Consider the following 25,425-nt stretch of genomic DNA (forward strand, 5'->3'; position numbering starts at 1 on the left):
GGCGGGCTCGGGTATAGTCCTGCGCCAATGGCGTTATCCTGTTTTGCTGACCCGTCGTGGCCCTGGTGGTGGCGAGGGGCAGGCCCGTGTAAGGAGTGTTATGAAGTTCAGTCCCCTGCTCGATGAGATGATGAAAGCCCTGCAGGTATTGCCGGGGGTGGGGCCCAAGTCTGCCCAGCGGATGGCTTTTACCCTGCTCGAGCGTGATCGCAGCGGCGGTTTGCGGCTGGCCCAGCTGCTTTCTCGCGCCCTGACCGAGATTGGTCATTGCAGCCACTGTCGCACCTTTACCGAGAACGATCGCTGCGATATCTGCGCCAATCCCAAGCGGGAAGAGAATGGCCTGCTCTGCGTGGTGGAGAGCCCGGCGGACGTGGCGGCCATCGAGCAGACCGGCCAGTTCTCCGGTCGCTACTTTGTGCTGATGGGTCATCTGTCGCCGCTGGACGGCATAGGCCCGGAGGAGCTGGGGCTCGATATTCTCGAGCGCCGGTTGAAGGAAGAGCACATCAGCGAACTGATCCTCGCCACCAACCCCACCATCGAGGGAGATGCCACCGCCTGGTATATCGCCGACATGGCCCGTGCGGCCGGGGTGGAGGTGAGCCGCATCGCCCACGGGGTGCCGGTAGGGGGCGAGCTGGAGCTGGTGGATGGCACAACGCTCTCCCACTCCCTGATGGGGCGCCAACGCTTGAAATAGCAAGGTGCCAGCCAGTTTCCCCGCATTAATAGCGGTCGAGCTGGGTAAGAAATAGCCGTTTGAGCGGATTTAAAGGGGCGAGTGAGCAGGATTGCACATTCGCCCCCTTGATATTTGGATCGCTGTCCCCATCTAGGTTGGGCATATGTTCAACCCGATGTTTCTGAGGATTGGTCCATGACCCAAAGTGTTCATGCCGAAACCCACGGCTTTCAGACTGAAGTCAAACAACTGCTGAGCCTGATGGCTCACAGCCTCTACTCCAACAAAGAAGTATTCCTGCGCGAGCTGATCTCCAACGCATCCGATGCGGCGGACAAGCTGCGCTTCAAGGCGCTTTCCGATGCCTCTTTGTTCGAAAACGACGGCCAGTTGCGTGTGCGTCTGGTGGTGGACAAAGAGAAGCGTACCCTGACCATCTCCGATAACGGGATCGGTATGACCCGTGATCAGGTGATTGAGCACCTGGGTACCATCGCCAAGTCCGGCACCGCAGAATTCTTCAAAAACCTCTCCGGCGATCAGGGTAAGGATTCCCAGCTGATCGGCCAGTTCGGGGTCGGTTTCTACTCCGCCTTTATCGTGGCCGACAAGGTGACCGTGGTCTCCCGCGCCGCCGGTACTGCTCCGGAGCAGGGCGTACAATGGGAATCGGAAGGGGAAGGCTCCTTCACTGTGGCTGACGTGACCAAAGAGGGTCGCGGTACCGATGTCATCCTGCACCTGCGTGCCGAAGAGGAGGAGTTCCTCGATGACTGGCGTCTGCGCTCCGTGGTGGGCAAATATTCCGATCACATCAGCGTGCCTGTAGAGATGTACAAAGAGGGCACCCCGGATCGCGAAGAGGATGGTGAGACCATCGTCGGCACTCCGGGCGAGTGGGAGCAGGTCAACCGCGCCACGGCACTGTGGACCCGCAACCCAAAAGATATCAAGGACGAGGAGTATCAGGAGTTCTACAAGCACGTCGCCCACGACTTTGAAGATCCGCTGCTGTGGGGTCACAACCGGGTGGAAGGGGCGCAGGAGTACACCAGCCTGCTCTACGTACCGGCCCGCGCACCGTTCGACCTCTACAACCGCGAGCAGAAGCACGGTCTGAAGCTCTACGTACAGCGCGTCTTCATCATGGATGACGCCGAGCAGTTTATGCCGACCTACCTGCGCTTCGTCAAAGGGGTGCTGGACTCCAACGATCTGCCGCTCAACGTCAGCCGTGAAATCCTGCAGGACAACAAGGTGACCGCCTCCCTGCGCAAGGCTTGCTCAAAGCGCGTGCTGACCATGCTCTCCAAGCTGGCGAAAGACGATGCCGAGAAGTACGCCAAGTTCTGGAAAGAGTTCGGTAACGTGCTCAAAGAGGGCCCGGCCGAGGATTACGCCAACCGCGAAGAGATCGCCAAGCTCCTGCGTTTTGCCAGCACAGCTGGCGAGGGCGAAGCCCAGACCGTCTCTCTCGAGGATTACGTTGGCCGCATGAAGGAAGGCCAGCAGAAGATCTACTACATCACTGCTGACTCTTATGCCGCTGCCAAGAACAGCCCGCACCTCGAGATCTTCCGCAAGAAGGGTGTCGAAGTGCTGCTGATGTGGGAGCGCGTGGACGAGTGGCTGATGAGCCACCTGACCGAGTTCGACGGCAAGCAGCTTATCTCCGTCACCCGTGGCGAACTGGATCTCGGCGATCTGGAAGACGAAGCCTCCAAGCAGGCGCAGGAAGAGGCTGAAAAAGCCAACGCCGGTCTGGTGGAGCGGGTCAAGAAGAGCCTGGGCGATGCGGTGAAAGAGGTGCGTGTCACTCACCGTCTGACCGACTCCCCCTCCTGCATCGTCACCGACGCTTACGGTATGAGCACCCAGATGATCAAGCTGATGCGTGCGGCCGGCCAGCCGGTACCGGAGCAGAAGTACATTCTGGAGCTCAACCCTGACCATGCGCTGGTGAAGAAACTCGACACCATTGAAGACGAGGCACTGTTCGGTGAGTGGGTCACCCTGCTGCACGAACAGGCCCAGCTGGCCGAGCAGGGCGGGCTGAACGATCCGGCGAGCTTCGTCTCCCGCATCAACCGTCTGCTGCTGCAAGCCTAAGCAGCAACGCCGGTAACAGAAAGCCCACTGCATGCAGTGGGCTTTTTTGATCCCGCCGAGTGAGCTCGGCGAAACACAGCGGCAAGGGAGGCGGCCAGCGCCTCTCTATTTGCGGTATTCGTTGTTGTAGTTCTGGATAAGACGGCGAGTCACCTCATGTTGGGGATCGGCAAACACTTTGAGGGTCTTGCCGCGCTCCACCACCCGACCTTCGTGCATCACCAGCACCTCGTCGCTGATATGGCTGACGATGCCCAAATCGTTGGCTACCAGCACATAGCTCAGCCCCATGGTCTCCTGCATCTCCAGCAGCAGGTTGATGATCTGGGAGCGCACCGAGATATCCAGGGTGGAGAGCGCCTCATCGGCCACCACTATCTTGGGGTTGAGGATCAGCGCGCGCGCCAGCGCCACCCGCTGTTGCTGACCGGAGGAGAGCATCTGCGGATAGAACAGGGCGTGATCCGGCAGCATCCCCACCATACGCAGGGTCTGCACCACCTTCTCGCGGCGCTCCTCCTCGGTCATCTCGGTGTTGAGGCGCAGTGGGGTTTCCAGGATCTGGCCGACCCTTATCTTGCGGTTCAGCGAGGTGTTGGGATCCTGAAAAATCATCCGCAGCAGCTTGCAGCGAGTCTGGTAATCGCCATGCACCATCAGCTGGCCGTCGATGGCGATGTCGCCGCTGGTGGGTTCGATCATGCCGGCCAGAATGCGGGCGAGGGTGCTCTTGCCGGAGCCTGCCTCGCCGACGATGGCGAGGGTCTGACCCACTTCGAGATCGAACGAGAGGGGCTTGATCGCCTCCACCGCCTGACGACGGAACAGACCGGTGCGGTTCTGGTAGGTTTTGCTAAGGCCTCTGACCTGCAACAGGGATGGCTCGATCACAAGCGGGGCTCCTTCATGGGGGCATTAACGGTCATCATTTTTTCGGCTCCTCCATGTTCAGCGGGAAGTGGCAGCTGAACTGATGGCCCTTGATCTTGTTCATCAACGGAGTCTGCACGCACTGCTTCTGGGCGTAGGGGCAGCGCGGCCCCAGACGGCAACCGATGGGCAGGTGTTGCAGCGGCGGGATGACGCCGGGCAGGGTTTCGAGGCGCGACTTGTGGCGCACCAGCTTGTCAAAGTCGGGGATCGATTTGAGCAGGGCATCGGTATAGGGGTGATGCGGGGTCTCGAGGATCTGCTCCCGGGTGCCCACTTCCACCATCTGGCCGCAGTACATCACGTTGATGGTATCGGTCAGGTTGGCAATGGCGGCGATGTCGTTACTGATGATCAGGATGGTGGTATTGCCCAGCTTGTTCATCTTGTCCAGCAGTCGCAGGATCTGGGAGTGGGTGGTGGACTCCATGGCGCTGGTGGGCTCGTCGGCTACCAGCAGACGCGGCTGGTTGGCAATGGCCATGGCGATCATCACCTTCTGGCACATGCCATCCGACAGCTCGTGGGGATAGGCGCGCATCACCTTGCGGTGATCCTTGACGCCTACCCGGTGCAGCAGGGCGATGGCCTTCTTCTTGCGCCACTGGAAGCGCTGCCAGAATTGTCCCTCGAACGAATCGGTCGGGATCGCCTCTTCCAGCTGGGTGCCGATCTCCTCGGAGGGGTCGAGACAGCTGATGGGGTCCTGGAAGATCATGGCGATCTCGCGACCCATGATGCGACGGCGCTCCTTGGGAGCCATGGTCAGCAGATCCATGTCGTTGAAACGCATCCGGTCGGCACGAACCGTCCAGTTGTCTTTCTCGATGCCGACGATCACCTTGGCGATCAGACTTTTTCCGGAGCCGGATTCACCCACCAGACCGCGGATCTCCCCCTCGGTCAGGGTCAGGCTCACCTTGTCCACCGCCTTGACCTTGCCTTGCGGGGTGTCGATCTCGATGGTGAGATTGCGAATATCGAGCAGCGGCATCAGTCGTTCCCCTCTTTAAGTGCTTCGCGAATGCCTTCACCAACTAAATTGGTCACCAGCACGCTGAACAGGATGGCGATGCCGGGCAGGGTGACGGTCCAGGGGGCGAGATAGATAAGGTCGCTCGAATCGGCCAGCATGGTGCCCCACTCCGGTTGGGGAGATTGGGCGCCGAGGCCAAGAAAACCGACCGCCGAGATATCGAGAATGGCCGCCGACAAGGTGCGGGTGGTCTGGGCCACCAGAGTCTCGACAATGTTGGGCAAAATAGCCAGCCGCATGATCCGGAAGGGAGGCGAGCCATCGAGGCGGCTGGCGGTGATGTACTCCTTCTGCATCTCGGCATGCACTGCGTTATAGGTGGCCCGGATAAAGGGCGGGATCAAGGCGAGCGTAATGGCAATCAGGGTATTGCCAAAACCCGGCCCCATGATGGCGACCATGATGATGGCCATCAGCAGGGAGGGGATGGAGAGCAGGGTATCGAGCAGGTGGTGCAGCACGCTCGATTTAAGCCCCTTGCTCATGCCGCCGAGGATACCGATGGCGGAGCCCACCACCATGGCGATCACCACCACGACCAGCGCATAGCCGAAAGTGAGACGCGCCCCCACCACCAGCCGGGAGAGCATGTCGCGCCCCAGATCGTCGGTGCCGAGGAAGTAGTCGATGTTGCCGGTCGCCGCCCACGAGGGGGCGAGCAGCAGCTTGTCGGTGTGCTGTTCATCGATGCCGTAGGGAACGACCAGCGGCCCCACCAGCGTGATGAGCAGCAACAGCAAAAAGCACCAGAGCCCCGCCATCGCCAACGGATTGCGGCTGTAGGAGGCCCACGTCTGCTCAAGGGGCGAGAGGATCTTGAGCTCGGGATAGATGTTCGATTTATCTTGCATAGGATACCTGGCTCCTGGTCACGCCATGAGCGCGTTCAATCTTGTTTGGCATACAACTCTTTGCGCCGTGCCGGATAGATAAGGGTGGTCAGCAACTCGGTGCTGACGCTGGTCAGGATCACGAAACTGGCGACCACCAGGGTCGCGCCGCGAATGGCGGCGTAATCCTGCAGGGCGATGCTGCTGATAAGCCAGCGGCCGATCCCGTGCCACTCGAACACCACCTCGGTGATCATGGCGGAGGTGAGCACGCTACCCAGTTGCAGACCCAGCAGCGGCAGTACCGGCGGCAGGGCGTTCTTCAGACCATGGCGCCAGACGATCTGCGCCTTGGAAAGGCCCCGGCTCGCCGCCGCCTTGATGTAGTTCTGCTTCATCACGTCGATGAGGGAGCTGCGCACATGGCGGATCACCTCGGTGGTGGGCACCACCGCCAGCACCAGTGACGGAAGGATCAGGTGGCGCAGGGCATCGTGCAGCGCCGCTTGCCGCCAGGGTTCGTTGCTGAGCAGCACATCGATCACCGCGATGCCGGTAATGGGGGGCACATCGTAGAGCAGGCTGATCTGGCCCGACGCCGGCAGCCAGCCGAGATCCAGCGAAAAGAGCATCACCACCAGCAGCGCCAGCCAGAACACCGGCACCGCATAGCCGATAAGACCGGCAGTCATGATGGAGAGATCCAGCGTCTTGCCCTGTGACAGGGCCGCCAGGGTTCCGAGAGGGATCCCCACCAGCAGCGAGATGGCGAACGCCGCCAGACAGAGGATCAGGGTCGCCGGGAAGTAGTGGCGGATCTCGTCCAGCACCGGTAGCCCGGAGACGCTGGAGAGCCCCAGGTCACCTGCGAAAATGCGGCGCAGGAAGTCGGGATAGCCGCTCCAGAAGCTGAGCTGATGGCCGATCAGCCGATAGTCCAGCAGATAGGCGACAAAGGTCAGCGCCAGCAGGGTGATGAGCAGCAGGTTGATGCGGCGCAAGGTGTATAGAAGCATGCTTACTCCCTGTGAGCCTGGTTGAAGGAGGTGCCGCCAAAGGGCATCAGCGTCAGCCCCTCGATGTCGCTGCGGCTGACCTGGGTACGCAAGGCGTGTGCCAGCGGGATCAGCGGCAGCTGTTCGTTAAGCAGGGTCTGGGCATAGTAGTAGTTGCGCAGCCGGAACGAGAGCTGGGGCGTGGTGACCGCATCATCCAGCAACTGATCGAAGGCCGGGCTACACCAGCGGCTGTAGTTGTTGCCCCGCTCCACTGCCGAGCAGCTCAGCAGCTGGCGGAAGAAGTTGTCCGGATCGGCGTTATCGGCAATCCAGCCGGAGAGCAGGCTGTCGTACTGCCCCTTGGTGAGGCGGCCTTCGATCACCGGCCACTCCCGTTGCACGATCTTGAGCTTGATCCCGACCTTGGCCAGATCGCTGCGGATCAGCTGGGCGGTCTTGACCGCATCCGGGTTGTAGGGGCGGGCGTCCGGTTGTACCAGCACCTGCATCTCGAACCCTTTCTCCAGACCCGCCTCCTTGAGCAGCTGGCGCGCCCGTTTCAGATCGGGCTTGCGCTCGGGCAGGCTGGGGTTGTAACCCCATGAGAGGGTGGGCAGCAGGCTGTTGGCGGGCAGTCCGGTATCGAAATAGACCGCCTGCAGCAGGTTGTCGATATTGATGGCGCTGGCAATGGCCTGCCGCACCTTGACGTTGTTGAATGGCGGCTTGCGGGTATTGAGGGCCAAAAAGGCGACGTTCATCCCCGACTGGACCGAGAGGCTCAGCGCCGGATTTTGCTTGATCACCGAGAGCTGGCTGGCGGAAGGGGTGCTCATCACGTCGCACTCGCCGGTCAGCAGCTTGGCCAGCCGTTTGGCGGATTTGGGGGTGATGTCGTAGACCAGCTGTGCAATCTTGGCATCGCCACCCCAGTAGCCGGGATGGCGCAGATAGCGAATGAACTCGTTGTGGCGATACTCCTTGAAGCTGAACGGCCCGGTGCCGATGGGGCGGCTATCCAGCAGGGCTGGCGTGCCCGCCTGCAACATCTGCTCGGCGTATTCGGCGGAGAGGATCACCGCATAGTCACTGGCCAGGGTGGCGAGGAAGGAGGCGTTCGGCTGATTCAGCTCGAATACCACCGTCTGCGGCCCCTTCTTGCTCACCCGCTTGATCAGCAGATCTTGCCCCAGGCTGTAGAAGTAGGGGTAATCGCCGCCGGACACATTGTGATAGGGGTGCTGCTCGTCAAGCTGGCGGGCATAGGTGAAGACCACGTCATCGGCATTGAAAGTGCGGGTGGGCTTGAACCAGGGGGTATGGTGAAACGTCACCCCCTTGCGCAGGGTCAGGGTATAGGTGAGGCCATCCTCGCTGACATGCCAGTTGGTGGCGAGCGCCGGCTCCAGCGCCAGGGTGTTGGGGTTCACCTCCAGCAGGCGGTCGTAGAGCGGACGGGCACTGGCATCCAGTGTCACCCCGGAGTTGGAAACATGGGGATTGAAGGAGAGGGGGGATCCCTCAGCACAATAGATGAGTCCGGTTTTGGAGGCCTCGGGTTGCTTCTGGCAGCCGGTGACCAGCACCAGCAGACCCAGCAGCAAGGGTGTGAGCATTCTCATTGTTGAACCATGTTCTTATAGGGGTTTTGTACGCACGTTTTGATACAAATGTGCCAGCGCGAAGGCTGGCGTGTTGCTGGAGTCGGCATCAACCGCACTCCTTCACTCTTGTTCTGCATCGTTATCGCCATCCAGCAGCTGATATTTGCGTAGCATGCCACGGAACTGGTGATAGCTTAAGGCCAGCAGTTGAGCGGCTTTGCGCTGATTATACTGGGATTGCTGCATCGCTTGCTTGAGTAAATTAATCTCGTACTCCGCCACCGCCTGCTTGAGATCGAGCGGCAAGGCGAGGGGGGATGCAGATTGTACCTCGCTTAGGTCCTCTTGCGCAGGTTGCGTGACCTGTGGTCGCCAGGGGGAATCAAACGGGTTGAGCACCAGGGTCGAGAGCGGCAACTGGGGATTGCCCTGACGATAGATACTGCGCTCCACCACGTTCTTCAGCTCCCGTACGTTGCCCGGCCAGTGGTAATCCAGCAGCAGCTGGGTTGCCTTGCGCGAGAAACCGGCAAACAGCGGATAGCCCAGCTCCCGGGTCATGCTGTGGGCGAAGTGCTCCGCCAGCATCAGGATATCTTCCCGCCGCTCCCGCAAGGGGGGGAGGGTGATCACATCAAACGCGAGCCGATCGAGCAGATCGTGGCGAAACTGCCCCTTGTCGGCCAGCGCAGGGAGATCCTCGTTGGTGGCGCAGACCAGCCGCACATCCACCTTGAGGGGCTTGGCCCCACCCACCCGCTCGAACTCGCCATACTCGATGACCCGCAGCAACTTCTCCTGCACCCTGGCGCTGGTGGTTGCCAGCTCGTCGAGGAAGAGGGTGCCGCCATCGGCCCGCTCGAAGCGGCCCTGATGGCGCTTGGCCGCGCCGGTAAACGATCCCGCTTCGTGGCCGAACAGCTCGGTCTCCAGCAGGCTCTCGCTCAGGGTGGCGCAGTTGATGGTGACAAAGCTTTGATCCCAGCGTGCCGAGAGATAATGTAGGCGGTGGGCGATCAGCTCCTTGCCCGTCCCCCGCTCACCGATGATCAGCACGGGTTTGCGCAGCGGGGCGAGCCGTGAGGCCTGCTCAATGATCTCGAGAAATGCGTTGGATTCCCCCAGCAGGCTTTCCGTGGCCGTGGTCATAGTGATCCCTGTCAGTTGTAAAAGCTGGTCAATCTTACCAAAAGTTGGTGATTTTAATCATCACTTGCGCGAGGCATCTTGCAATCCGGCTATTCTGCCCCATATAAATCAACAAGTTAAATTTTGTTCCAGATTGGCACACAAGTTGCCATTGTCAATGGAGAAACAACGCCATGCCAATAACAGGAGTGCAATCATGAGTATTTTTTCCCGTCTGGCCGACATCATCAATTCCAACCTGACGGCCCTGCTCGACAAGGCAGAAGATCCCCAGAAGATGGTGCGCCTGATCATCCAGGAGATGGAGGACGAGCTGGTCAAGGAACGTTCCAATCTGGCCCGCTTCCTCGCCAGCCAGAAAGAGATTGGTCGTCAGGTCGCCCGTCATCAGGAGCGGGTCGACGAGTGGCAAGCCAAGGCCGAGCTGGCCCTGACCAAGGGACGTGAAGATCTGGCCCGCGCCGCCCTTATCGAGAAGAAGAAACAGACCGAGTTGTCAGAGACCCTCTACCGCGAGCAGCAGGCGGTAGACAGCGGCATCGAGAAGCTGGGTGAAGAGATCCGTCAGCTCGAAGCCAAGCTGGAAGATGCCCGCGCCCGTCAAAAGGCGATGGCCATTCGCACCGAAGCGGCCAGCAGCCGTCTCAATGTGCAGAGCCAGGTAGCCCGTGGCGAGAGCCAGGCGGTGGTGAGCAAGTTTGAGCGGATGGAGCGTCGCATCGACGAAATGGAGGCGCGCGCCGATCTGGGTCAGTCCGACAAGGCGCTGGCGCAGCAGTTTGCCGAGCTGGAAGTGGACGATCAGATAAGTCGTGAGCTGGAAGCCATGCGCCAGAAGCTGGGCCAGGGCGACAGCAAAAGCGAAGGCAAACAGGGGGAGTAACAGATGGAAGATCTGCTGGGCGTATTGATGGTTCCCATGGTGGTCTTCATGGTGGTGGTGGCTCCCATCTGGCTGGTGCTGCACTATCGTGCCAAGGGGCGGATTGGCGCCGGTCTTGCCGATAGCGAGCGGGAACAGCTGCAAGGGCTGCTGGCTCGCACCGAGAAGATGCAGGAGCGAGTGGGCGCGCTGGAGTCGATTCTGGATGCGGAAGTACCCGGTTGGAGGAACAAGGTATGAGCAGTGTCAGTCGTGAAGGGCGTAACCTCTATCGTGATCCCCTGCGTGGCAAGATAGCCGGGATCTGTGCCGGTTTGGCTGAGTATTTCGGGGTGGAGACCTGGATCGTGCGGCTGCTCGCCATCAGTGGCCTTATCTTCGCCGGTTTCATCACCTTCACCGCCTATATCGCCGCCTGGTTCCTGCTCGACAAAAAGCCGGTCACCCTCTATTCGCAAGAGGATGCCGACTTTGCCGAGGTGCGGATGAAAGCGCGCAGCTGGCAGGCGGGGATCACCCCTCATCAGGCGCTGGGCCGTATCGCGCAGGAACTTGACGCGCTGGAGCCCAGAGTTCAGCGGATCGAGAAACTGGTGACCTCCAGGGAGTTCACCCTGCAGCGGGAATTTCGCAAGCTGTAGTGCTTGCCAAAGCACTCAATGTCGATGGTGGAATCTTCTGTGATGATCCACCATCGACGACAACTATCCAGACGTGGATAAGCGGTCGACCTCTCGCACGGCTGAGCACGCCGGATGCAACCACCAAGGGAGAACGGATCAAGCCTTGATACTCAACAAACTGGAACAGAAGTTGACTCGCCTGCAACACAAGGCGAACGACGTGGTGAACCGGGTGCGGGATCGCCATATCCGGCTGGCGGTGACCGGCCTCTCTCGCAGCGGCAAAACCGCCTTTATCACGGCGCTGGTCAACCAGCTGGAACACGCGGCCATCGACGGCCGTTTGCCGTTGTGGGATGCCCTGCGTCAGGGGCGCATCCTCGGTGCTCGCCGGGTGCCGCAGCTCAATGCCCACATCCCCACCTTTGCCTACGAGCGTGGCCTCGACTCCCTGTTTAGCGATCCACCTGCCTGGCCCGAGCCGACCCGCGGGGTGGCCGAAGTGCGCCTCGAAATCCGTTATCGCACCCGTCATCCCCTGCGCAAACATCTGGGGGAGATCTCCACCCTCTACGTGGATCTGGTGGACTACCCCGGGGAGTGGCTGCTCGACTTGCCGCTCCTTGAGATGAGCTACGAGCAGTGGAGCGAACAGGTGCGCGAGCAGCTTCGTCGCCCAGAGCTGCAGGCACTTGCCGCCAGCTGGCTGACACCCGGGTGGCAGGTCGATCAGCGCTTCGAAGAGCGGCCGGTGGCTGAGCTTGCCGAGCGCTACACCGCCTATCTGCATGCCTGCAAACAGGAGCTGGGATTGCACCTTATTCAACCCGGTCGCTTCGTGTTGCCGGGGGAGTATGCCGGTGCCCCCATGCTGCAATTTGTCCCCTGGGTGTGGGAGATGCCTGACAGCGAGCCCGCCGATGGTACCCTCTACGCCACTCTCAGGCAGCGCTTCGAGCAGTACAAACAGCATCTGGTGCAGGGTTTTTATGAGCAGCACTTTGCCGGCTTTGATCGCCAGATCGTGCTGGTGGATTGCCTGCAGCCTCTCAACGCCGGGGCGGCCAGCTTTGGCGACATGCAGCAGGCCATCGCCCGCATCATGGAGAGCTTTGCCTACGGCAAGAGCAACTGGTGGCGGCGACTCTTCTCGCCCCGTATCGACAAGCTGCTGTTTGTGGCGAGCAAGGCCGATCACGTCACCCCCGAACAGCATGCGCCCATGGTCTCCCTGCTCCAGCATCTGGTACGCAGCGGTCGCGGTCAGGCCCGTTTTGAGGGGATCACCACCGAGTGTCTGGCGCTCGCCGCCATCAAGGCGACGGAAGTTGGCAAGGGGGTGGCCAATGGCCGCGAGTTCCCCGCCATCCGTGGCACCAGCCTGAACGGTGAGCCGCTGCTGCTCTTCCCCGGGGAGGTGCCGCCTCATATTCCGCCTGCGCAGTGGTGGAACAGTCAGGGTTTTGATTTTCAGGCGTTTCGCCCCATGCCCATGAGCCCCCATCAGGCGTTGCCCCATATCCGGCTCGATGCGGCGCTGGAGTTTCTGCTCGGGGATCACCTCGAATAACGGTGTGCGGTCTTGGCACCTGAGCCGAAGGCTGCGCACAGGAGAACAATGCGATGAACGATCAGATAAAAGAGCGGCCACCGCTGCAGGGCAAGGTGATCCTTGAGCCTGCCTTGACGGTGGCCAGTGACGAGCGACCGCCCGCACCGGCCCAGCGGCTGGAGGAGGCGAGCTTCGAGCGCCTCGACGAGCTGGACGATTTCACCGAGGTGGAGAGCGCCCTCGTCAGCAAACCGCGCCGCCGCCATCGGCTGCTGGCGTGGGGGCTGGGGGCAGTCGGTCTGCTCTCGTTGGGCCAGTATGGTGCCTTTCTTTACGATCAATTCCTCACCACCCCGCTCTGGGGCAGCGCCTGGCTGGCGGCCTCGGCGCTGGTCGCTGCGGGGACCGCCAGCGTGGTGGGGCGCGAGTGGCTGCGGCTGCGCACCCTCAAGCGGCGTCAGGATGTGCGCTCGCGAGCAGAAGATCTGCTTGCTCATCAGGGAGTCGGGCAGGGGCAGGCCTTTTGCGAAGGGTTGGCGGTCAAAAGTGGCGACAAGGGGCGCGAGGGGTATCAAACCTGGCTGGCCCAGCTCGATGAGAGCCACAGCGATCGGGAGGTGCTGACCCTCTACAGCCAGCTGGTACTCGGCGAGCGTGACAAGCTGGCCCAGGCGCGGGTGGCCAAATGGTCGGGGGAGGCCGCTGTGCTGGTGGCGCTCAGCCCGCTCGCCACCGTCGACATGATGCTGATGTTGTGGCGCAACCTGCGGATGATCGAGGATATCGCCGATGTCTATGCCATCGAACTTGGCTACTGGAGCCGCATACGTCTGATCCGTCAGGTGTTTCGCAACATGCTCTACGCCGGTGCCACCGAGCTGGTGACCGAGGTGGGTATGGACTTGCTGGGCGCCGAGTTTGCCGCCAAGCTCTCCGCCCGCGCGGCGCAAGGGGTGGGGGCCGGGCTGCTCACTGCTCGCCTTGGCCTGCGTACTATAGAGGCGTGCCGCCCGCTGCCCTGGTGTGCGGACGAGAAACCCAAACTCGGCGAGCTGCGCAAGCGGCTGATCGGCCAGCTGGCGGGGTATCTCAACAAATCCTGATAGCCCTGTCTGCACCTTGCTGCGATGACCCATGCCCCTGTTGTGCTCGCCAAGCCGCAGGGGCATGGTTTTAATCGGCAGATCATTGAGTTGGCAGCAGTGTCCGGTTTTGGCGAGGCGCCCGTTTACGGTTAAGCTGGCAGCCAATCTTACCAATCACACCAATAGTACCAATCGGCAAGGATGCCCGATGAACTTTACCTTTCGCCAGATCCGTTATTTTGTGGCCGTGGCCGACAGCTTTTCAGTGAGTCGTGCCGCAGCCGAGCTTCATATCTCCCAGTCGGCGGTCACCAGCGCCATTCGCGAGCTGGAGACCGAGCTCGGCGCCCCGCTATTCGAGCGCAATCCGCGCGGCGTCACCCTCACCACTCAGGGCCACCAGTTTTTGCTCCATGCCCGCCGTATTCTCGGCGCCATGACCGAGGCGAGCCACTCCCTCAAAGCAGTAGCCCAGCAGGATCAGGGACGGCTCACTATCGGTGTGACCACCTTGGTGGCGGGTTACTACCTCTCTGAGGCGCTCGGCCGTTTTCGCCGCGCCTTTCCGGCGGTGCAGATCGAGGTGAAGGAGGATGAACAGCCTTTTCTGGAGCACCAGATCGTCAATGGCGAGGTGGATGTGGGGATCCTGATGACCAACCGCACCATCCGGCAAGAGGCGTTTGATACCGAATTGCTGACCCGTTCGCCGCTGCGGCTCTGGCTGGCCGCCAACCACCCGCTCTGCGCCGAGTCGACCCTCTCGCTCACCGCACTGGGGGAGGAGTCGATGATCTCGCTGACCGCCGATCAGCTCGATCAGATCATCGGTGGCGGCCTGCGCCGCTACGGCATCTCCCCCCGTATCGTACTGCGCACCGCGTCGGTGGAGGCTGTGCGCAGTCTGGTGGCGAGCCAGCTCGGGGTCGCCCTGTTGCCCGATTTTGCCTATCGCCCCTGGTCGCTGGAGCAGGAGCGGGTCGAGGCGCGCCCAATCAAGGAGCCCATTCCCGCCATCGATATCGGTCTGGTGTGGCGCCGTGGTTCTCGGCTGGATTGGACGGCGCGGGAATTTATCGATATTGCGCGGGATCAGAGCCGGTTGCGGGCCCGTCAGGCGCTCCCTCGCTAGCCATCTCTTGCGGGGTAGCCACCAAAAATCAGATTCATCTGCACTCGATATCGATTTAGCTGATACCTGAGCCACCAAAAATTGAAATATTCATCGTATTGCCACTCCCCTAAGCTCATTGCTGGTTAACAGGATGTTAACGTCCATGGTGGCGTTCCTTCACCTGATGCAAGTCAACACAATGCAAGGAGTGCATGATGAAATTGACCCCTCTGATGCTGGCTCTTGTGCCGGCGCTACAGGCAGGCCAGACCCAGGCTGCCCCGACCGAGCTCGGCAAGGGTGAAGGCCAGCTCAATATCGTGGCCTGGGCTGGCTACGTTGAGCGTGGCGAGACCGACAAGAACTACGACTGGGTGACCGGATTCGAGAAAGAGACCGGCTGCAAGGTGAGCGTCAAGACGGCGGCCACCTCGGACGAGATGGTGGCGTTGATGAACGAGGGGGGCTTCGATCTGGTGACCGCCTCCGGCGATGCCAGTCTGCGTCTGATTGCCGGTGGCAAGGTGCAGGCGCTCAATCTGGCGCTCATCCCGAGCTACAGCAAGATTGATCCCCGGCTGCAAAATGCCCCCTGGCACACTGTGGATGGCAAGCACTACGGCGTGCCCTACCAGTGGGGCGGCAATATCCTGATGTACAACACCAAGGTGTTCCCCAAGGCACCGGACTCCTGGAACGTGGTATTCGAGGAACAGACCCTGGCGGATGGCAAGTCCAACAAGGGGCGGGTGCAGGCCTTTGATGGCCCGATCCACATCGCCGATGCCGCCCTCTATCTGATGACCCATCAGCCTGCCCTGGGCATCAAGGATCCTTACGAGCTGAACGAGGATCAGTACAAGGCCTCCCTCGATCTGCTGCGCAAGCAGCGCCAGCTGGTGGGACGCTACTGGCATGATGCTTTCGTTCAAATCGATGACTTCAAGAATGAAGGAGTGGTTGCGTCAGGCTCCTGGCCGTTCCAGGCCAATGCCCTGATTGCCGACAAGCAACCCATCGCCACCACTGTGCCGAAAGAGGGAGTGACCGGTTGGGCCGATACCAGCATGGTGCACAGCGATGCCAAGAACCTCACCTGCGCTTACAAGTGGCTGGAGCACTCCCTGAGCAACAAGCTGCAGGGGGATCTCGCCGCCTGGTTTGGCTCGGTGCCTGTGGTACCTGCCGCCTGTGACGGCAATGCCCTGCTGGGCCCGACCGGGTGCAAAACCAACGGTATCGACAACTTCGATCGGGTTCGCTTCTGGCGCACTCCGGTCTCCCAGTGCAAGAGCCAGGGAACTTGCGTGCCCTATTACCGCTGGGTTTCCGACTATATCGCCATTCTGGGCGGCCGCTAAGGCGGGGTGAGCAAGGTGGTCGGAACCGCTGCCACCTTGCCAACGGCAGGGGCGCTGCGCCTCCTCTGCACGACTGCCGAGAGCGGATAATCAAGCGGGCCGGACAGGAGTCCGGCCCATCCCAGTACAGACAAGGACGCCCCATGAACGCCGTACAATTTGACCGGGTCAGTCGCCACTATGGCGAGGTGAAGGCGGTCGACGACATCTCTTTCCAGATCCCCTCCGGGGAATTCTTTACCCTGCTGGGACCGAGCGGTTCCGGCAAGACCACTTGCCTGCGGATGATCGCGGGCTTCGAGTACCCGAGCGACGGGGAGATCCGCCTGTTTGGCGAACCCTGCTCCACCGTGCCGCCCTATGATCGCAACCTCAACACCGTGTTTCAGGACTATGCCCTGTTTCCCAACATGGATGTGCGCGACAACATCGGCTATGGCCTGATGCTCAAGGGGGTCGCCAAGGCGGAGCGTTACCGCAAGGTGGACGAGATGCTGGAGCTGGTGCGACTACCCGGGGTCGGCAAGCGCCGCCCAAGCCAGCTCTCCGGCGGCCAGCGCCAGCGCATCGCCATCGCCCGGGCGCTTATCAACCAGCCACGCATCCTGCTGCTGGATGAGCCGCTGGGGGCCCTCGATCTCAAACTGCGTGAGCAGATGCAGCTTGAGCTCAAGGCGCTGCAACGCCAGCTGGGCATCACCTTTATCTTCGTCACCCACGATCAGCAGGAGGCGCTCTCCATGAGCGACCGGATCTGCATCTTCAGTCAGGGCAAGATCGAGCAGATCGCTGCGCCCGATACCATCTACGACGCTCCGGCGACGCCGTTTGTGGCCCGCTTCGTCGGTACCGTCAATCTGTTCGAAGGGGAGCAGGCCAGACGGCTGTGCGGCGACGACAGCCAGATGATGGTGCGCCCGGAGCGGATCCGGCTCGCTGAGGCGGGTGCGCCGGGCTGGTCGGGGGAGATCCGCGAGGTGGAGTATCTGGGTCCCTTCGTCCGTTATCGGGTTGATCTCGGGGAGCAGCTCGAGATCATCGTCAACCACCCCAATGAGGGGCAGGCCCGTCTGGCCCGTGGCAGCAGGGTCAGCCTCAGCTGGCCGGAGCAGGCCATCCACCGCCTGAGCGGCGCCCATCAGGGGGCGCAGCCATGAGTGCCCCTCACAGTGCGAGTCTTGCCATGAACCATCAGCCCGAACCTGCCCGTTTCAGGCCGCTGCGGCGCCTCTCGACCCTGCTCTATGGGCGGCCCGGCCTGCTGCTGGCGATCCTGCTGGGGCCGCCGCTGCTGTGGCTCGGCATCATCTATGTCGGCTCCTTGCTGATGCTGCTCTCCAACTCCTTGTTCGGGCTGGACGAGTTCAGCGGTCAGGTGCGCCACGAGCTGGGGCTGCAAAACTTCGTCGCCCTGCTGCGACCGGAGAATCTGGATGTGATCGGCCGCACCGTCGGCATGTCGCTGCTGGTGACCCTGGCCTGCGCCCTGATCGGTTTTCCGGTGGCCTACTACATGGCACGCTACACCAGTGGCAAGACCCGGGCGCTGTTTTATGTAGGGATCATGCTGCCGCTCTGGTCCAGCTATCTGGTGCGGGTCTATGCCTGGAAGCTGATTTTGGCCAAGGAGGGGGTAGTGAGCTGGCTGGCCGACAGCATGGGGCTGGAGTGGCTGCTCGATGCCATCCTCTCCCTGCCGGTGATAGGTGGCCCGTCGCTCTCTTTTTCGCGGCTCGGCACCTTTATCGTGTTCGTCTATGTCTGGCTGCCCTTCATGATCCTGCCCATTCAGGCAGCGGTGGAGCGTATACCGCGATCCCTGCTGGAGGCGAGCAGCGATCTGGGGGCGACACCCGCCCAGACCTTTCGCAACCTGATCCTGCCGCTGGCGTTGCCCGGTGTGGTGGCGGGCTCCATTTTCACCTTCTCGCTGACCCTCGGTGATTACATCATCCCCGGCATCATCGGCAACTCGACCATGTATATCGGTCAGGTGGTCTACATGCAGCAGGGAACGGCGGGCAATCTGCCCTTTGCCGCCGCCTTCTCGCTGGTGCCGATCCTTATCATCGCCATCTATCTGGCGATTGCGAAAAGACTGGGGGCTTTTGATGCGCTTTGAATCAATCGCTTTGAACCGGCAGCAAGGAGGCCGTCATGTCAGCTAGCTCAGTGATCAGTCAGGGAGAGCGCCCTTCGGGCCTGCTCAAGTACGCCGCCATCGGCGGGCTCTTGTTCCTGCACTTTCCCATTCTGTTTATCTTCCTCTACGCCTTCACCAGCGAGAGCAAGAGTTACCAGTTTCCGCCCCCCGGGCTCACCCTCAAGTGGTTCGAGGTGACCCTCAATCGCCCCGATGTGTGGCGTGCCATCCAGCTGTCACTGGAGGTCGCGGGGCTGGCAACACTGGCAGCCATGATCCTCGGCACCTTGGCGGCAGGGGCCATTGCCCGCAGCCGCTTCTTCGGTCAGGAGGTGGTGTCGCTCTTGCTGGTGCTGCCCATCGCGCTGCCCGGTATCGTCACCGGTATCGCGCTGCGCTCGGCTTACGGCCTGATGGAGATCCCGTTCAGCTTCTGGACCATCGTTATCGGCCACGCCACTTTCTGTGTGGTGGTGGTCTACAACAATGCGCTGGCCCGTTTTCGCCGCACCAACCAGAGCCTCATCGAGGCGTCGATGGATCTCGGGGCCGACGGCTTCCAGACCCTGCGCTACGTGATCCTGCCCAATCTGGCCACGGCGCTGCTGGCGGGGGGCATGCTGGCCTTTGCCCTGAGTTTTGACGAAGTGATCGTCACCACCTTTACGGCGGGCCAGCAGACCACGCTGCCCATCTGGATGTATCAGGAGCTGATCCGTCCCCGTGACAGGCCGGTCACCAACGTGGTGGCCCTCATCATAGTGGCCTTCACCACTATCCCTATTTTGCTTGCCTACTACCTCACTCGCGACACCCATGATGTCGCTGGCAGTGGCAAATGATGACTCAACGCGTGCGCAAGGATGCAACCATGAAACTCTCTACCCAACTCTTGATTGATGGCCAGTTTGTGACCGGCGAGGGGCAGGCCGAACCCATTCTCAACCCGGCCAACGGCGAACAGATCGCCGCCGTGCCCGAAGCCTCGTTCGAACAGGTGAACCGGGCGGTGAACGGTGCCCAGCGCGCCTTCGCCCAGTGGAGCCGCACCACCCCGGCAAGCCGCAGCAACCTGCTGCTGCGTCTGGCGGATCTCGTCGAGCGCCACGCCGAGGAGTTTGCGGCGCTCGAATCCCTCAACTGCGGCAAACCCTATCTGGCCGTGCTCAACGACGAGCTGCCCGCGGTGGTGGACTGCTTCCGCTTCTTTGCCGGGGCGGCCCGCTGCCTGCAAGGGCCGCTGGCGGGGGAGTATCTCGAGGGGCACACCAGCATGATCCGCCGCGACCCCATAGGTGTTGTGGGCAGTATCGCCCCCTGGAACTACCCGCTGATGATGGCGGCCTGGAAGATGGCGCCGGTGCTGGCGGCGGGCAATACGGTGGTGCTCAAACCCTCCGAACAGACCCCGCTCACCGCGCTGCGTTTGGCGGAGCTGGCCAGCGAGATCTTTCCCCGCGGCGTCATCAACGTCATCTGCGGGCGGGGTGAGAGTGTGGGGGCGCCGCTGGTGGAGCACCCGCTGGTACGGATGGTATCGCTCACCGGCGATATCGCCACCGGTCAGAAGATCCTGCAGAGCGCCGCCCGCACCATGAAGCGCACTCACCTTGAACTGGGGGGCAAGGCGCCGGTGATCATCTTCGACGATGCGGATCTGGAGGCCGTAGTGGCAGGCATTCGCACCTTCGGTTTCTACAACGCAGGCCAGGACTGCACCGCCGCCTGCCGTATCTATGCCCAGGGCAAGATCTACGACAAGTTCGTCGCCGCCATGACCGATGCGGTGGCCTCCATCAAGGTGGGCAGCCAGTACGAGGAGGGTGTGGAGATGGGGCCGCTTATCTCGGACAGACAGCGCAACCGGGTCGCCAGCTTTGTCGAGCGGGCCCAGAGCAGCGGTCATGTGGAGGTGACGGCGGGGGGCAAGATCCGTCCCAGCAACGGCTTCTTCTTCGAGCCGACCCTGATTGTCGGGGCCCGGCAGGAGGATGAGATCGTGCGCCGCGAGGTGTTTGGCCCCGTGGTGTCGGTGACCCGTTTCAACGACGCCGAGCAGGTGGTGCAGTGGGCCAACGACTCGGACTATGGCCTCGCCTCGTCGGTCTGGACCAAGGATCTGAGCCTCGCCAGCAAGGTGGCCAGCCACTTGCAATATGGCTGCACCTGGATCAACACCCACTTCATGCTCACCTCCGAGATGCCCCACGGCGGCATGAAGATGTCGGGCTACGGCAAGGATCTCTCCCTCTATGCGCTGGAGGATTACACTGTGCCGCGCCATATCATGGTCAAGCTGTAGTGGGGATTGGTTAGCGGGTTGTCACAATTTATTTACAACTGTTTCAGGCAGCCGACTCATGGGTCGGCTGCTTTTTTTGTTGCCATTTCGTTACAGTGAAACCGTGATGAAACGGCAAGGCGCCTGATGTGGCGCCAGAGGATGGAACCGCTATGGCAACCTTCTACACCGCCCACCAGCCGGATGCTGACGGGGTGATCCACTACAGCAACGAAGAGCATGGCACCTGGCAGATCCTGATCGAACGTCAGTTCGCCGCTCTTGCTGGCAAGGGGTGTGACGAGTATCTGGCCGGTCTCGACAGACTGGGGCTGCCCCGTGATCGCATCCCCCAGCTGGCCGAGATCAACGCCGTCTTGCAGCCTGCGACCGGCTGGTCGGTGGCGGCGGTGCCTGCGCTTATCTCGTTCGATCGCTTCTTCGCCCTGCTGGCCAATCGCCAGTTTCCGGTGGCCACCTTTATCCGGCGCCGGGACGAGCTCGACTACCTGCAAGAGCCGGATATCTTTCACGAGATCTTCGGCCACTGCGCCATGTTGACTAATCCGGCCTTCGCCCACTTCACCCACCTCTACGGTCAGTTGGGGCAGCAGGCGAGCAAGGAGCAGCGAGTTTTTCTGGCGCGGCTCTACTGGTTCACCGTGGAGTTTGGCCTCTTGGCGACGCCGGACGGGCTGCGTATCTACGGTGGCGGCATTCTCTCCTCCATCGGCGAGACCGCCTATGCCCTCTCCGGCCAGCCGCTGCTGCAACCCTTCGATCTACTGACTGTGCTGCGCACCCCGTATCGCATCGACATCATGCAGCCCACCTATTTTGTGCTGCCGAGTCTCGATCATCTCTACCAGCTGACCGGGGAGGAGATCATGGCTGCTCTGGCCGAGGCCAGTCGGCTTGGCCTCTATCCGCAGCGCTTTGAGGTTCCCGCTGGCAAACAGGCAAGCTGACCAAAAGCAAACAACCCTATTTCATTTTCATTAATTTTTCATTAATTCAAGCAGGAGTAACCCATGTCCGAACTGGCCAGCCAGCAGTGTGAAGCGTGTCGCGCCGATGCCCCCAAGGTGAGCGATGAGGAGCTGCGCGAGCTGATGCAGCTTATTCCCGACTGGCAGCCGCTGGTGGAGGAGGGGGCGCTGCAACTGCGGCGAGAATTTACATTTCGCAACTTCAAGGAGGCGCTGGCGTTTACCAACCGCCTGGGGGAGCTGGCAGAAGCGGAGTTCCATCATCCGGCCATCCTGACCGAGTGGGGCAAGGTGACCGTCAGCTGGTGGACCCACAAGATTGGCGGTTTGCATCGCAACGACTTCATCATGGCGGCGCGCACCGATCAGTTGCTCCGGTAATCGCACCCCACACCAGCGTCATCGGTTGACCCGGGCCTGCCTGCGAAAGCGGGGCAGGCCCGCATTTTTATGGGCTGGCGCTCGCACTGGGGGGATCGAGACTGTATTATCCGCTCATTCATAGAGTTAGCTAGGAAGTGTGTCCCGAATGCGTCTTGAAGTCAGCTGTGAAGACCGCCTGGGCCTGACCCGGGAACTGCTCGACCGCCTGGTGGAGCACAATATCGATCTGCGCGGCATCGAAATCGATACCTCAGGCATCATCTATCTCAACTTTCCCGAGCTGGAGTTCAGTGATTTTCAGCACCTGATGCCGGAGATCCGCCGCATTCCCGGCGTCTACGACGTCAAGACCATCCCCTACATGCCTTCCGAGCGAGAGCATCACGAGATCGAGGCGTTGCTCAAGGCGCTGCCGGATCTGGTCTTCTCCCTCGACAGCAAGGGCAAGGTGACCCAGGCCAACCAGTCTGCCCTCACCACCCTCGGCTTGCCGGTGGAGGAGGTACGCGGCGTGGCGCTCGGTTCGCTGGTCAAGGGTTTCTCCTTCACCCGCTGGCTGGAGGCGAGCGAGATCAAGCCGCAGACCTGCAAGCTCAGTTTCAATGGCGAAGAGTATCTGGCAGATCTGATGCCGCTGTTCGTGGCAGAAGCCCGCGGCAAGCAGGCGCTGGCCGGGGCCGTGGTGGTGCTCAAATCTGCCCGTCGGGTCGGCCTGCACTTCAGCGCGCTTCATGCGGTGGAAGTGGGGGGCTTCGAGCATCTGCAGGCCGAGAGCCCCAAGATGAAAGAGGTGCTGTCGCAAGCGCGCAAACTGGCGATGCAGGACGCGCCGCTGCTGATTGTCGGTGAGACCGGTACCGGCAAGGAGCTGCTGGCCCGTGCCTGTCACGGGGCCAGCCTGCGCTCCAGCCACCCCTTTATGGCCCTCAACTGCGCCGCCATGCCCGATAACGTGGCCGAGAGCGAGCTGTTTGGTTATGCCCCCGGCGCCTTTGGCAACAACACCGAGGGCAAGCGCGGCGTGCTGGAGCTGGCGAGCGGCGGCACCCTGATGCTGGACGAGATCGGCGACATGTCTCCCCATCTGCAGACCAAGTTCCTGCGGGTATTGCAGGATGGGGTGTTCCGCCGGGTCGGTGACGAGCAGGAGGTGAAGGTCAATGTGCGTTTCATCTGCACTACCCAGAAGCAGTTGCTGGATCTGGTGCACGAAGGAACCTTCCGCGAGGATCTCTACTATCGTCTCAACGTGCTCAGTCTGGCGCTGCCCCCCCTGCGCGAGCGCAAGGCGGACATCATGGTGCTGGCCCAGCAGTTTGTCTCCCGCTTTGCCAGCGAGTTGCAGCGACCCCGTCCGCGCTTTACCCGCAACATGGCCGACTACCTGACCGCCTACCGCTGGCCGGGCAACGTGCGCCAGCTGCGCAACTGTCTCTACCGCGCCATGACCCTGCTGGAAGGGGATGAGCTGGGGCCCGAGCAGATCGACCTGCCGGTGGCGGCCGATACCATACCGCTGATCGACGAGTGGTTTGAGGGGAATCTCGACGATGCGGTGAAGCGCTTCGAGAGCCAGCTGCTGGCCCGGCTCTATCCCGCCTTCCCGTCAACGCGCCAGCTGGCCAAACGCCTGGGCGTGTCGCATACCGCCATCGCCAACAAGCTGCGAGAATACGGCATCAGCAAGAAGTGATTTCCACCTTGCTGCCTGCCACCAGAGAGCCCGTTACCAGACGGGCTCTCCGTTTTCTTTACACGAACTCGGTAGTTGATGGCGGGGTGAGACTTGTCAGGCCAGTGTCAGCCAACTTACTATCTGGGTTCATGTACCCGAACCGCAATGCCATAGCAGCGGTATTGTCAAGGCGACTACCTCCCGATCATGCTGTTACTCTTTCCCCCCCGTTTAACTGCCCGTCTGGCGCTCCTGTTGGTTGCGTTTGGCCTGCTGTTGCCCCGCGCGCTAGCGGAAACGGCCGCAGAGAGCCGGGCGACGGCGGTCAGGGAGCTGGTGCTCGATATCATGAGTTACACCCGCTGGCCCACCGAGCCTGCAGTGCTGCGCATGTGCGTGGCGGCGCCGACCGAATATGCCGGCGCCCTCTTTACCATCGATCGTCAGGCCAATGGCCGTACCGTGCAGGTCCATCGTTACGAGGCGAGCGATCCGGCCATCAGCGATCACTGCGATGTGCTCTATCTGGGGGTACTCGACGAGCCGACCCGGATTGCGCTGTTTGCCCGCCTGCAGGGGCACCCTGTGCTCAGCATCAGCGAATACAACCACGACTGCTCCACCAGCTCGGTGTTCTGCCTGCAGACCTCGCCGGACAGCGTGCGGGTGCGGTTTAAAGTGAACCTCGATGCCCTGGCCCTGAGCGGCGTGCGGGTGCATCCCGCCGTGCTCAAGCTGGCCCATGCCGACAAGGGGGTTCCATGAGACGACAGGTGAGCGCGGCTCCCCGCCGTCTGACCCTGCGTCAGAGCCTGGGGCGAACCCATCTGGTGGCCGCCATCACAGCCGTCAGCGTGGCAGGACTCTTTTTTACTCTGGTGGCCCTGCTGGTAGTGCGTTTTTACGCCGACCACAATCTGGAGCTGGTAGCCCGCGCCATCAGCTACAGCGCCGAGGCGGCGGTGGTGTTCCACGATGAGGAGGCGGCGAGCGAGGCGCTCAGTGGCATCGTAGCCAAGGAAGAGGTGGCCGAAGCCACTATCGTGCTGACCAATGGCCAGTTGCTCGCCAGTTGGGAGCGCCCCAGAAGCAACCCGCTGGTGACGCTCGAAGACTATCTGGCCCAACTGCTGATGCCAGGGCCTGTCAAACTCCCCATGCTGCGGGGTGGTGAGCTGATTGCCACCATAGAGCTGCGCGGTCATGGCGAGTATCTGTTGCTGTTCTTGCTCTCGGCGCTGCTGGTGATGGTAGTTTGCCTGATGCTGAGCGCCATGGTGGCACTCTATGTGGCCGACCGGATGCAGGTCTCCATCACCGCACCGCTGCGCAAACTGGCACTTGTCGCCCACTCGGTACGTCGACAACGCACCCTGGGGATGCGGGCGCCACCGGCCGATATCGTCGAGATTAACGAGCTGGGGGATGACTTCAACTCCCTGCTGGACGAGCTGCAAGCCTGGCAGGCCCAGCAGGCCCGCGAAAATGCCAGCCTGCTCCATCAGGCGACTCACGATGCCCTCACCGGACTGCCCAATCGCGCCCTGTTTGAAGCGCGGCTCGCGCAGGCCATCTCCCTCGGCGAGCAAGAGGGGTTTGCGCTGCTCTATCTCGACTGCGATCGCTTCAAGCAAATTAATGACACGCTGGGGCACAACGCCGGTGACGATGTGCTGATCGCGCTCTCAAGACGGGTGCAGCATCAGCTGCGTCCGGATGATCTGGTGTTTCGCCTCGGTGGTGACGAGTTTGCGGTGCTGGTTGGTCCACTCCAGCGACAGCATGAGGTGGAAGAGGTGATTGGCCGCATCCAGCAGGCGATGAGCGAACCGGTGGCGCTGCGTGACGGTCGTCAGCTGGTGGCCGAGGTGAGTGTCGGCTTCGCCGTCTATCAGGCGGGTATGAGTGCCAGCGTGCTGTGTGATCAGGCCGATGCAGCCATGTATCTGGCGAAACGGGCGCGCCGCAGCGAACAGCAAACCATCGCCTGACTG

General features: G+C 61.6%; 24 protein-coding genes. 18 read left to right on the forward strand and 6 right to left on the reverse strand.

Features of this window, described 5'->3' with window-relative positions; genetic code table 11:
* The first annotated feature begins 100 nt into the window (after positions 1-100).
* A complete protein-coding gene (gene recR, locus AB5Y67_RS02800; protein ID WP_064341197.1) occupies positions 101-703 on the forward strand; it encodes a recombination mediator RecR in 603 nt (200 codons plus the stop codon).
* 177 nt (positions 704-880) lie between these two features.
* On the forward strand, positions 881-2,794 hold the full coding sequence (gene htpG, locus AB5Y67_RS02805) for a molecular chaperone HtpG (protein WP_199427415.1): 1,914 nt from the start codon (positions 881-883) through the stop codon (positions 2,792-2,794).
* A gap of 105 nt (positions 2,795-2,899) precedes the next feature.
* Here the strand turns inward: htpG and AB5Y67_RS02810 are convergent, their stop codons facing one another.
* From AB5Y67_RS02810 to pspF, 6 genes are all read right to left on the reverse strand, one after another.
* Positions 2,900-3,685 carry an ABC transporter ATP-binding protein gene (locus AB5Y67_RS02810; protein WP_005333681.1) on the reverse strand — a complete coding sequence of 262 codons (786 nt, stop codon included), beginning with the start codon at positions 3,683-3,685 and terminating at the stop codon, positions 2,900-2,902.
* Positions 3,686-3,719: 34 nt separating this feature from the next.
* The gene (locus AB5Y67_RS02815) at positions 3,720-4,718 is read right to left on the reverse strand and encodes an oligopeptide/dipeptide ABC transporter ATP-binding protein (protein WP_005333679.1); all 999 of its coding nucleotides are present in this window, start codon (positions 4,716-4,718) and stop codon (positions 3,720-3,722) included.
* Positions 4,718-5,611 (reverse strand): ABC transporter permease subunit, encoded by an 894-nt coding sequence (locus AB5Y67_RS02820; RefSeq protein WP_005333677.1) that lies wholly within the window; start codon positions 5,609-5,611, stop codon positions 4,718-4,720. The genes AB5Y67_RS02815 and AB5Y67_RS02820 overlap by 1 nt, the downstream gene beginning before the upstream one ends.
* Positions 5,612-5,646: 35 nt before the next feature.
* The gene (locus AB5Y67_RS02825; RefSeq protein WP_005333676.1) at positions 5,647-6,606 is read right to left on the reverse strand and encodes an ABC transporter permease subunit; all 960 of its coding nucleotides are present in this window, start codon (positions 6,604-6,606) and stop codon (positions 5,647-5,649) included.
* A 2-nt stretch (positions 6,607-6,608) separates the two neighbouring features.
* The gene (sapA, locus tag AB5Y67_RS02830; protein WP_325793830.1) at positions 6,609-8,204 is read right to left on the reverse strand and encodes an ABC transporter substrate-binding protein SapA; all 1,596 of its coding nucleotides are present in this window, start codon (positions 8,202-8,204) and stop codon (positions 6,609-6,611) included.
* A 108-nt stretch (positions 8,205-8,312) separates the two neighbouring features.
* Positions 8,313-9,341 carry a phage shock protein operon transcriptional activator gene (gene pspF, locus AB5Y67_RS02835; protein WP_199427416.1) on the reverse strand — a complete coding sequence of 343 codons (1,029 nt, stop codon included), beginning with the start codon at positions 9,339-9,341 and terminating at the stop codon, positions 8,313-8,315.
* Positions 9,342-9,537: 196 nt separating this feature from the next.
* On the opposite strand from pspF, the gene pspA reads away from it, so the two are divergent.
* From pspA to AB5Y67_RS02915, 16 genes are all read left to right on the forward strand, one after another.
* Positions 9,538-10,224: a phage shock protein PspA gene (pspA, locus tag AB5Y67_RS02840; RefSeq protein WP_005361184.1), complete on the forward strand. Its 687-nt coding sequence runs from the start codon at positions 9,538-9,540 to the stop codon at positions 10,222-10,224.
* A gap of 3 nt (positions 10,225-10,227) precedes the next feature.
* The gene (pspB, locus tag AB5Y67_RS02845) at positions 10,228-10,464 is read left to right on the forward strand and encodes an envelope stress response membrane protein PspB (protein WP_005333672.1); all 237 of its coding nucleotides are present in this window, start codon (positions 10,228-10,230) and stop codon (positions 10,462-10,464) included.
* The gene (pspC, locus tag AB5Y67_RS02850; protein WP_042657602.1) at positions 10,461-10,865 is read left to right on the forward strand and encodes an envelope stress response membrane protein PspC; all 405 of its coding nucleotides are present in this window, start codon (positions 10,461-10,463) and stop codon (positions 10,863-10,865) included. Before pspB ends, pspC begins: the two co-directional genes overlap by 4 nt.
* 145 nt (positions 10,866-11,010) lie before the next feature.
* Positions 11,011-12,417 carry a YcjX family protein gene (locus tag AB5Y67_RS02855; protein ID WP_199427417.1) on the forward strand — a complete coding sequence of 469 codons (1,407 nt, stop codon included), beginning with the start codon at positions 11,011-11,013 and terminating at the stop codon, positions 12,415-12,417.
* Between the two features lie 53 nt (positions 12,418-12,470).
* Positions 12,471-13,502, forward strand: a complete 1,032-nt coding sequence (locus AB5Y67_RS02860; protein WP_115521820.1) for a YcjF family protein — start codon at positions 12,471-12,473, stop codon at positions 13,500-13,502.
* A 190-nt stretch (positions 13,503-13,692) separates the two neighbouring features.
* On the forward strand, positions 13,693-14,616 hold the full coding sequence (locus tag AB5Y67_RS02865) for a LysR family transcriptional regulator (protein ID WP_019444923.1): 924 nt from the start codon (positions 13,693-13,695) through the stop codon (positions 14,614-14,616).
* A gap of 197 nt (positions 14,617-14,813) precedes the next feature.
* Positions 14,814-15,959 (forward strand): ABC transporter substrate-binding protein, encoded by a 1,146-nt coding sequence (locus AB5Y67_RS02870; protein ID WP_199427419.1) that lies wholly within the window; start codon positions 14,814-14,816, stop codon positions 15,957-15,959.
* A gap of 143 nt (positions 15,960-16,102) precedes the next feature.
* Complete coding sequence (locus AB5Y67_RS02875) at positions 16,103-17,116, forward strand: ABC transporter ATP-binding protein (protein WP_325793804.1); 1,014 nt, start codon at positions 16,103-16,105, stop codon at positions 17,114-17,116.
* Positions 17,113-18,081, forward strand: a complete 969-nt coding sequence (locus AB5Y67_RS02880; RefSeq protein ID WP_325793802.1) for an ABC transporter permease — start codon at positions 17,113-17,115, stop codon at positions 18,079-18,081. Before AB5Y67_RS02875 ends, AB5Y67_RS02880 begins: the two co-directional genes overlap by 4 nt.
* A gap of 35 nt (positions 18,082-18,116) precedes the next feature.
* Complete coding sequence (locus tag AB5Y67_RS02885) at positions 18,117-18,944, forward strand: ABC transporter permease (RefSeq protein ID WP_042022426.1); 828 nt, start codon at positions 18,117-18,119, stop codon at positions 18,942-18,944.
* A 29-nt stretch (positions 18,945-18,973) separates the two neighbouring features.
* Complete coding sequence (locus AB5Y67_RS02890) at positions 18,974-20,404, forward strand: gamma-aminobutyraldehyde dehydrogenase (protein ID WP_325793800.1); 1,431 nt, start codon at positions 18,974-18,976, stop codon at positions 20,402-20,404.
* Between the two features lie 152 nt (positions 20,405-20,556).
* Complete coding sequence (gene phhA / locus AB5Y67_RS02895; RefSeq protein ID WP_325793799.1) at positions 20,557-21,351, forward strand: phenylalanine 4-monooxygenase; 795 nt, start codon at positions 20,557-20,559, stop codon at positions 21,349-21,351.
* A gap of 63 nt (positions 21,352-21,414) precedes the next feature.
* Complete coding sequence (locus AB5Y67_RS02900; protein ID WP_042052889.1) at positions 21,415-21,753, forward strand: 4a-hydroxytetrahydrobiopterin dehydratase; 339 nt, start codon at positions 21,415-21,417, stop codon at positions 21,751-21,753.
* 148 nt (positions 21,754-21,901) lie between these two features.
* The gene (gene tyrR, locus AB5Y67_RS02905; RefSeq protein WP_139474193.1) at positions 21,902-23,449 is read left to right on the forward strand and encodes a transcriptional regulator TyrR; all 1,548 of its coding nucleotides are present in this window, start codon (positions 21,902-21,904) and stop codon (positions 23,447-23,449) included.
* Between the two features lie 189 nt (positions 23,450-23,638).
* Positions 23,639-24,196 (forward strand): YfiR family protein, encoded by a 558-nt coding sequence (locus AB5Y67_RS02910; protein WP_110303194.1) that lies wholly within the window; start codon positions 23,639-23,641, stop codon positions 24,194-24,196.
* Positions 24,193-25,422 carry a diguanylate cyclase gene (locus AB5Y67_RS02915; RefSeq protein ID WP_199427423.1) on the forward strand — a complete coding sequence of 410 codons (1,230 nt, stop codon included), beginning with the start codon at positions 24,193-24,195 and terminating at the stop codon, positions 25,420-25,422. Before AB5Y67_RS02910 ends, AB5Y67_RS02915 begins: the two co-directional genes overlap by 4 nt.
* Positions 25,423-25,425: the final 3 nt, after the last annotated feature.

Source organism: Aeromonas sp. s12 (assembly GCF_040907925.1).
Classification (GTDB): domain Bacteria; phylum Pseudomonadota; class Gammaproteobacteria; order Enterobacterales; family Aeromonadaceae; genus Aeromonas; species Aeromonas veronii.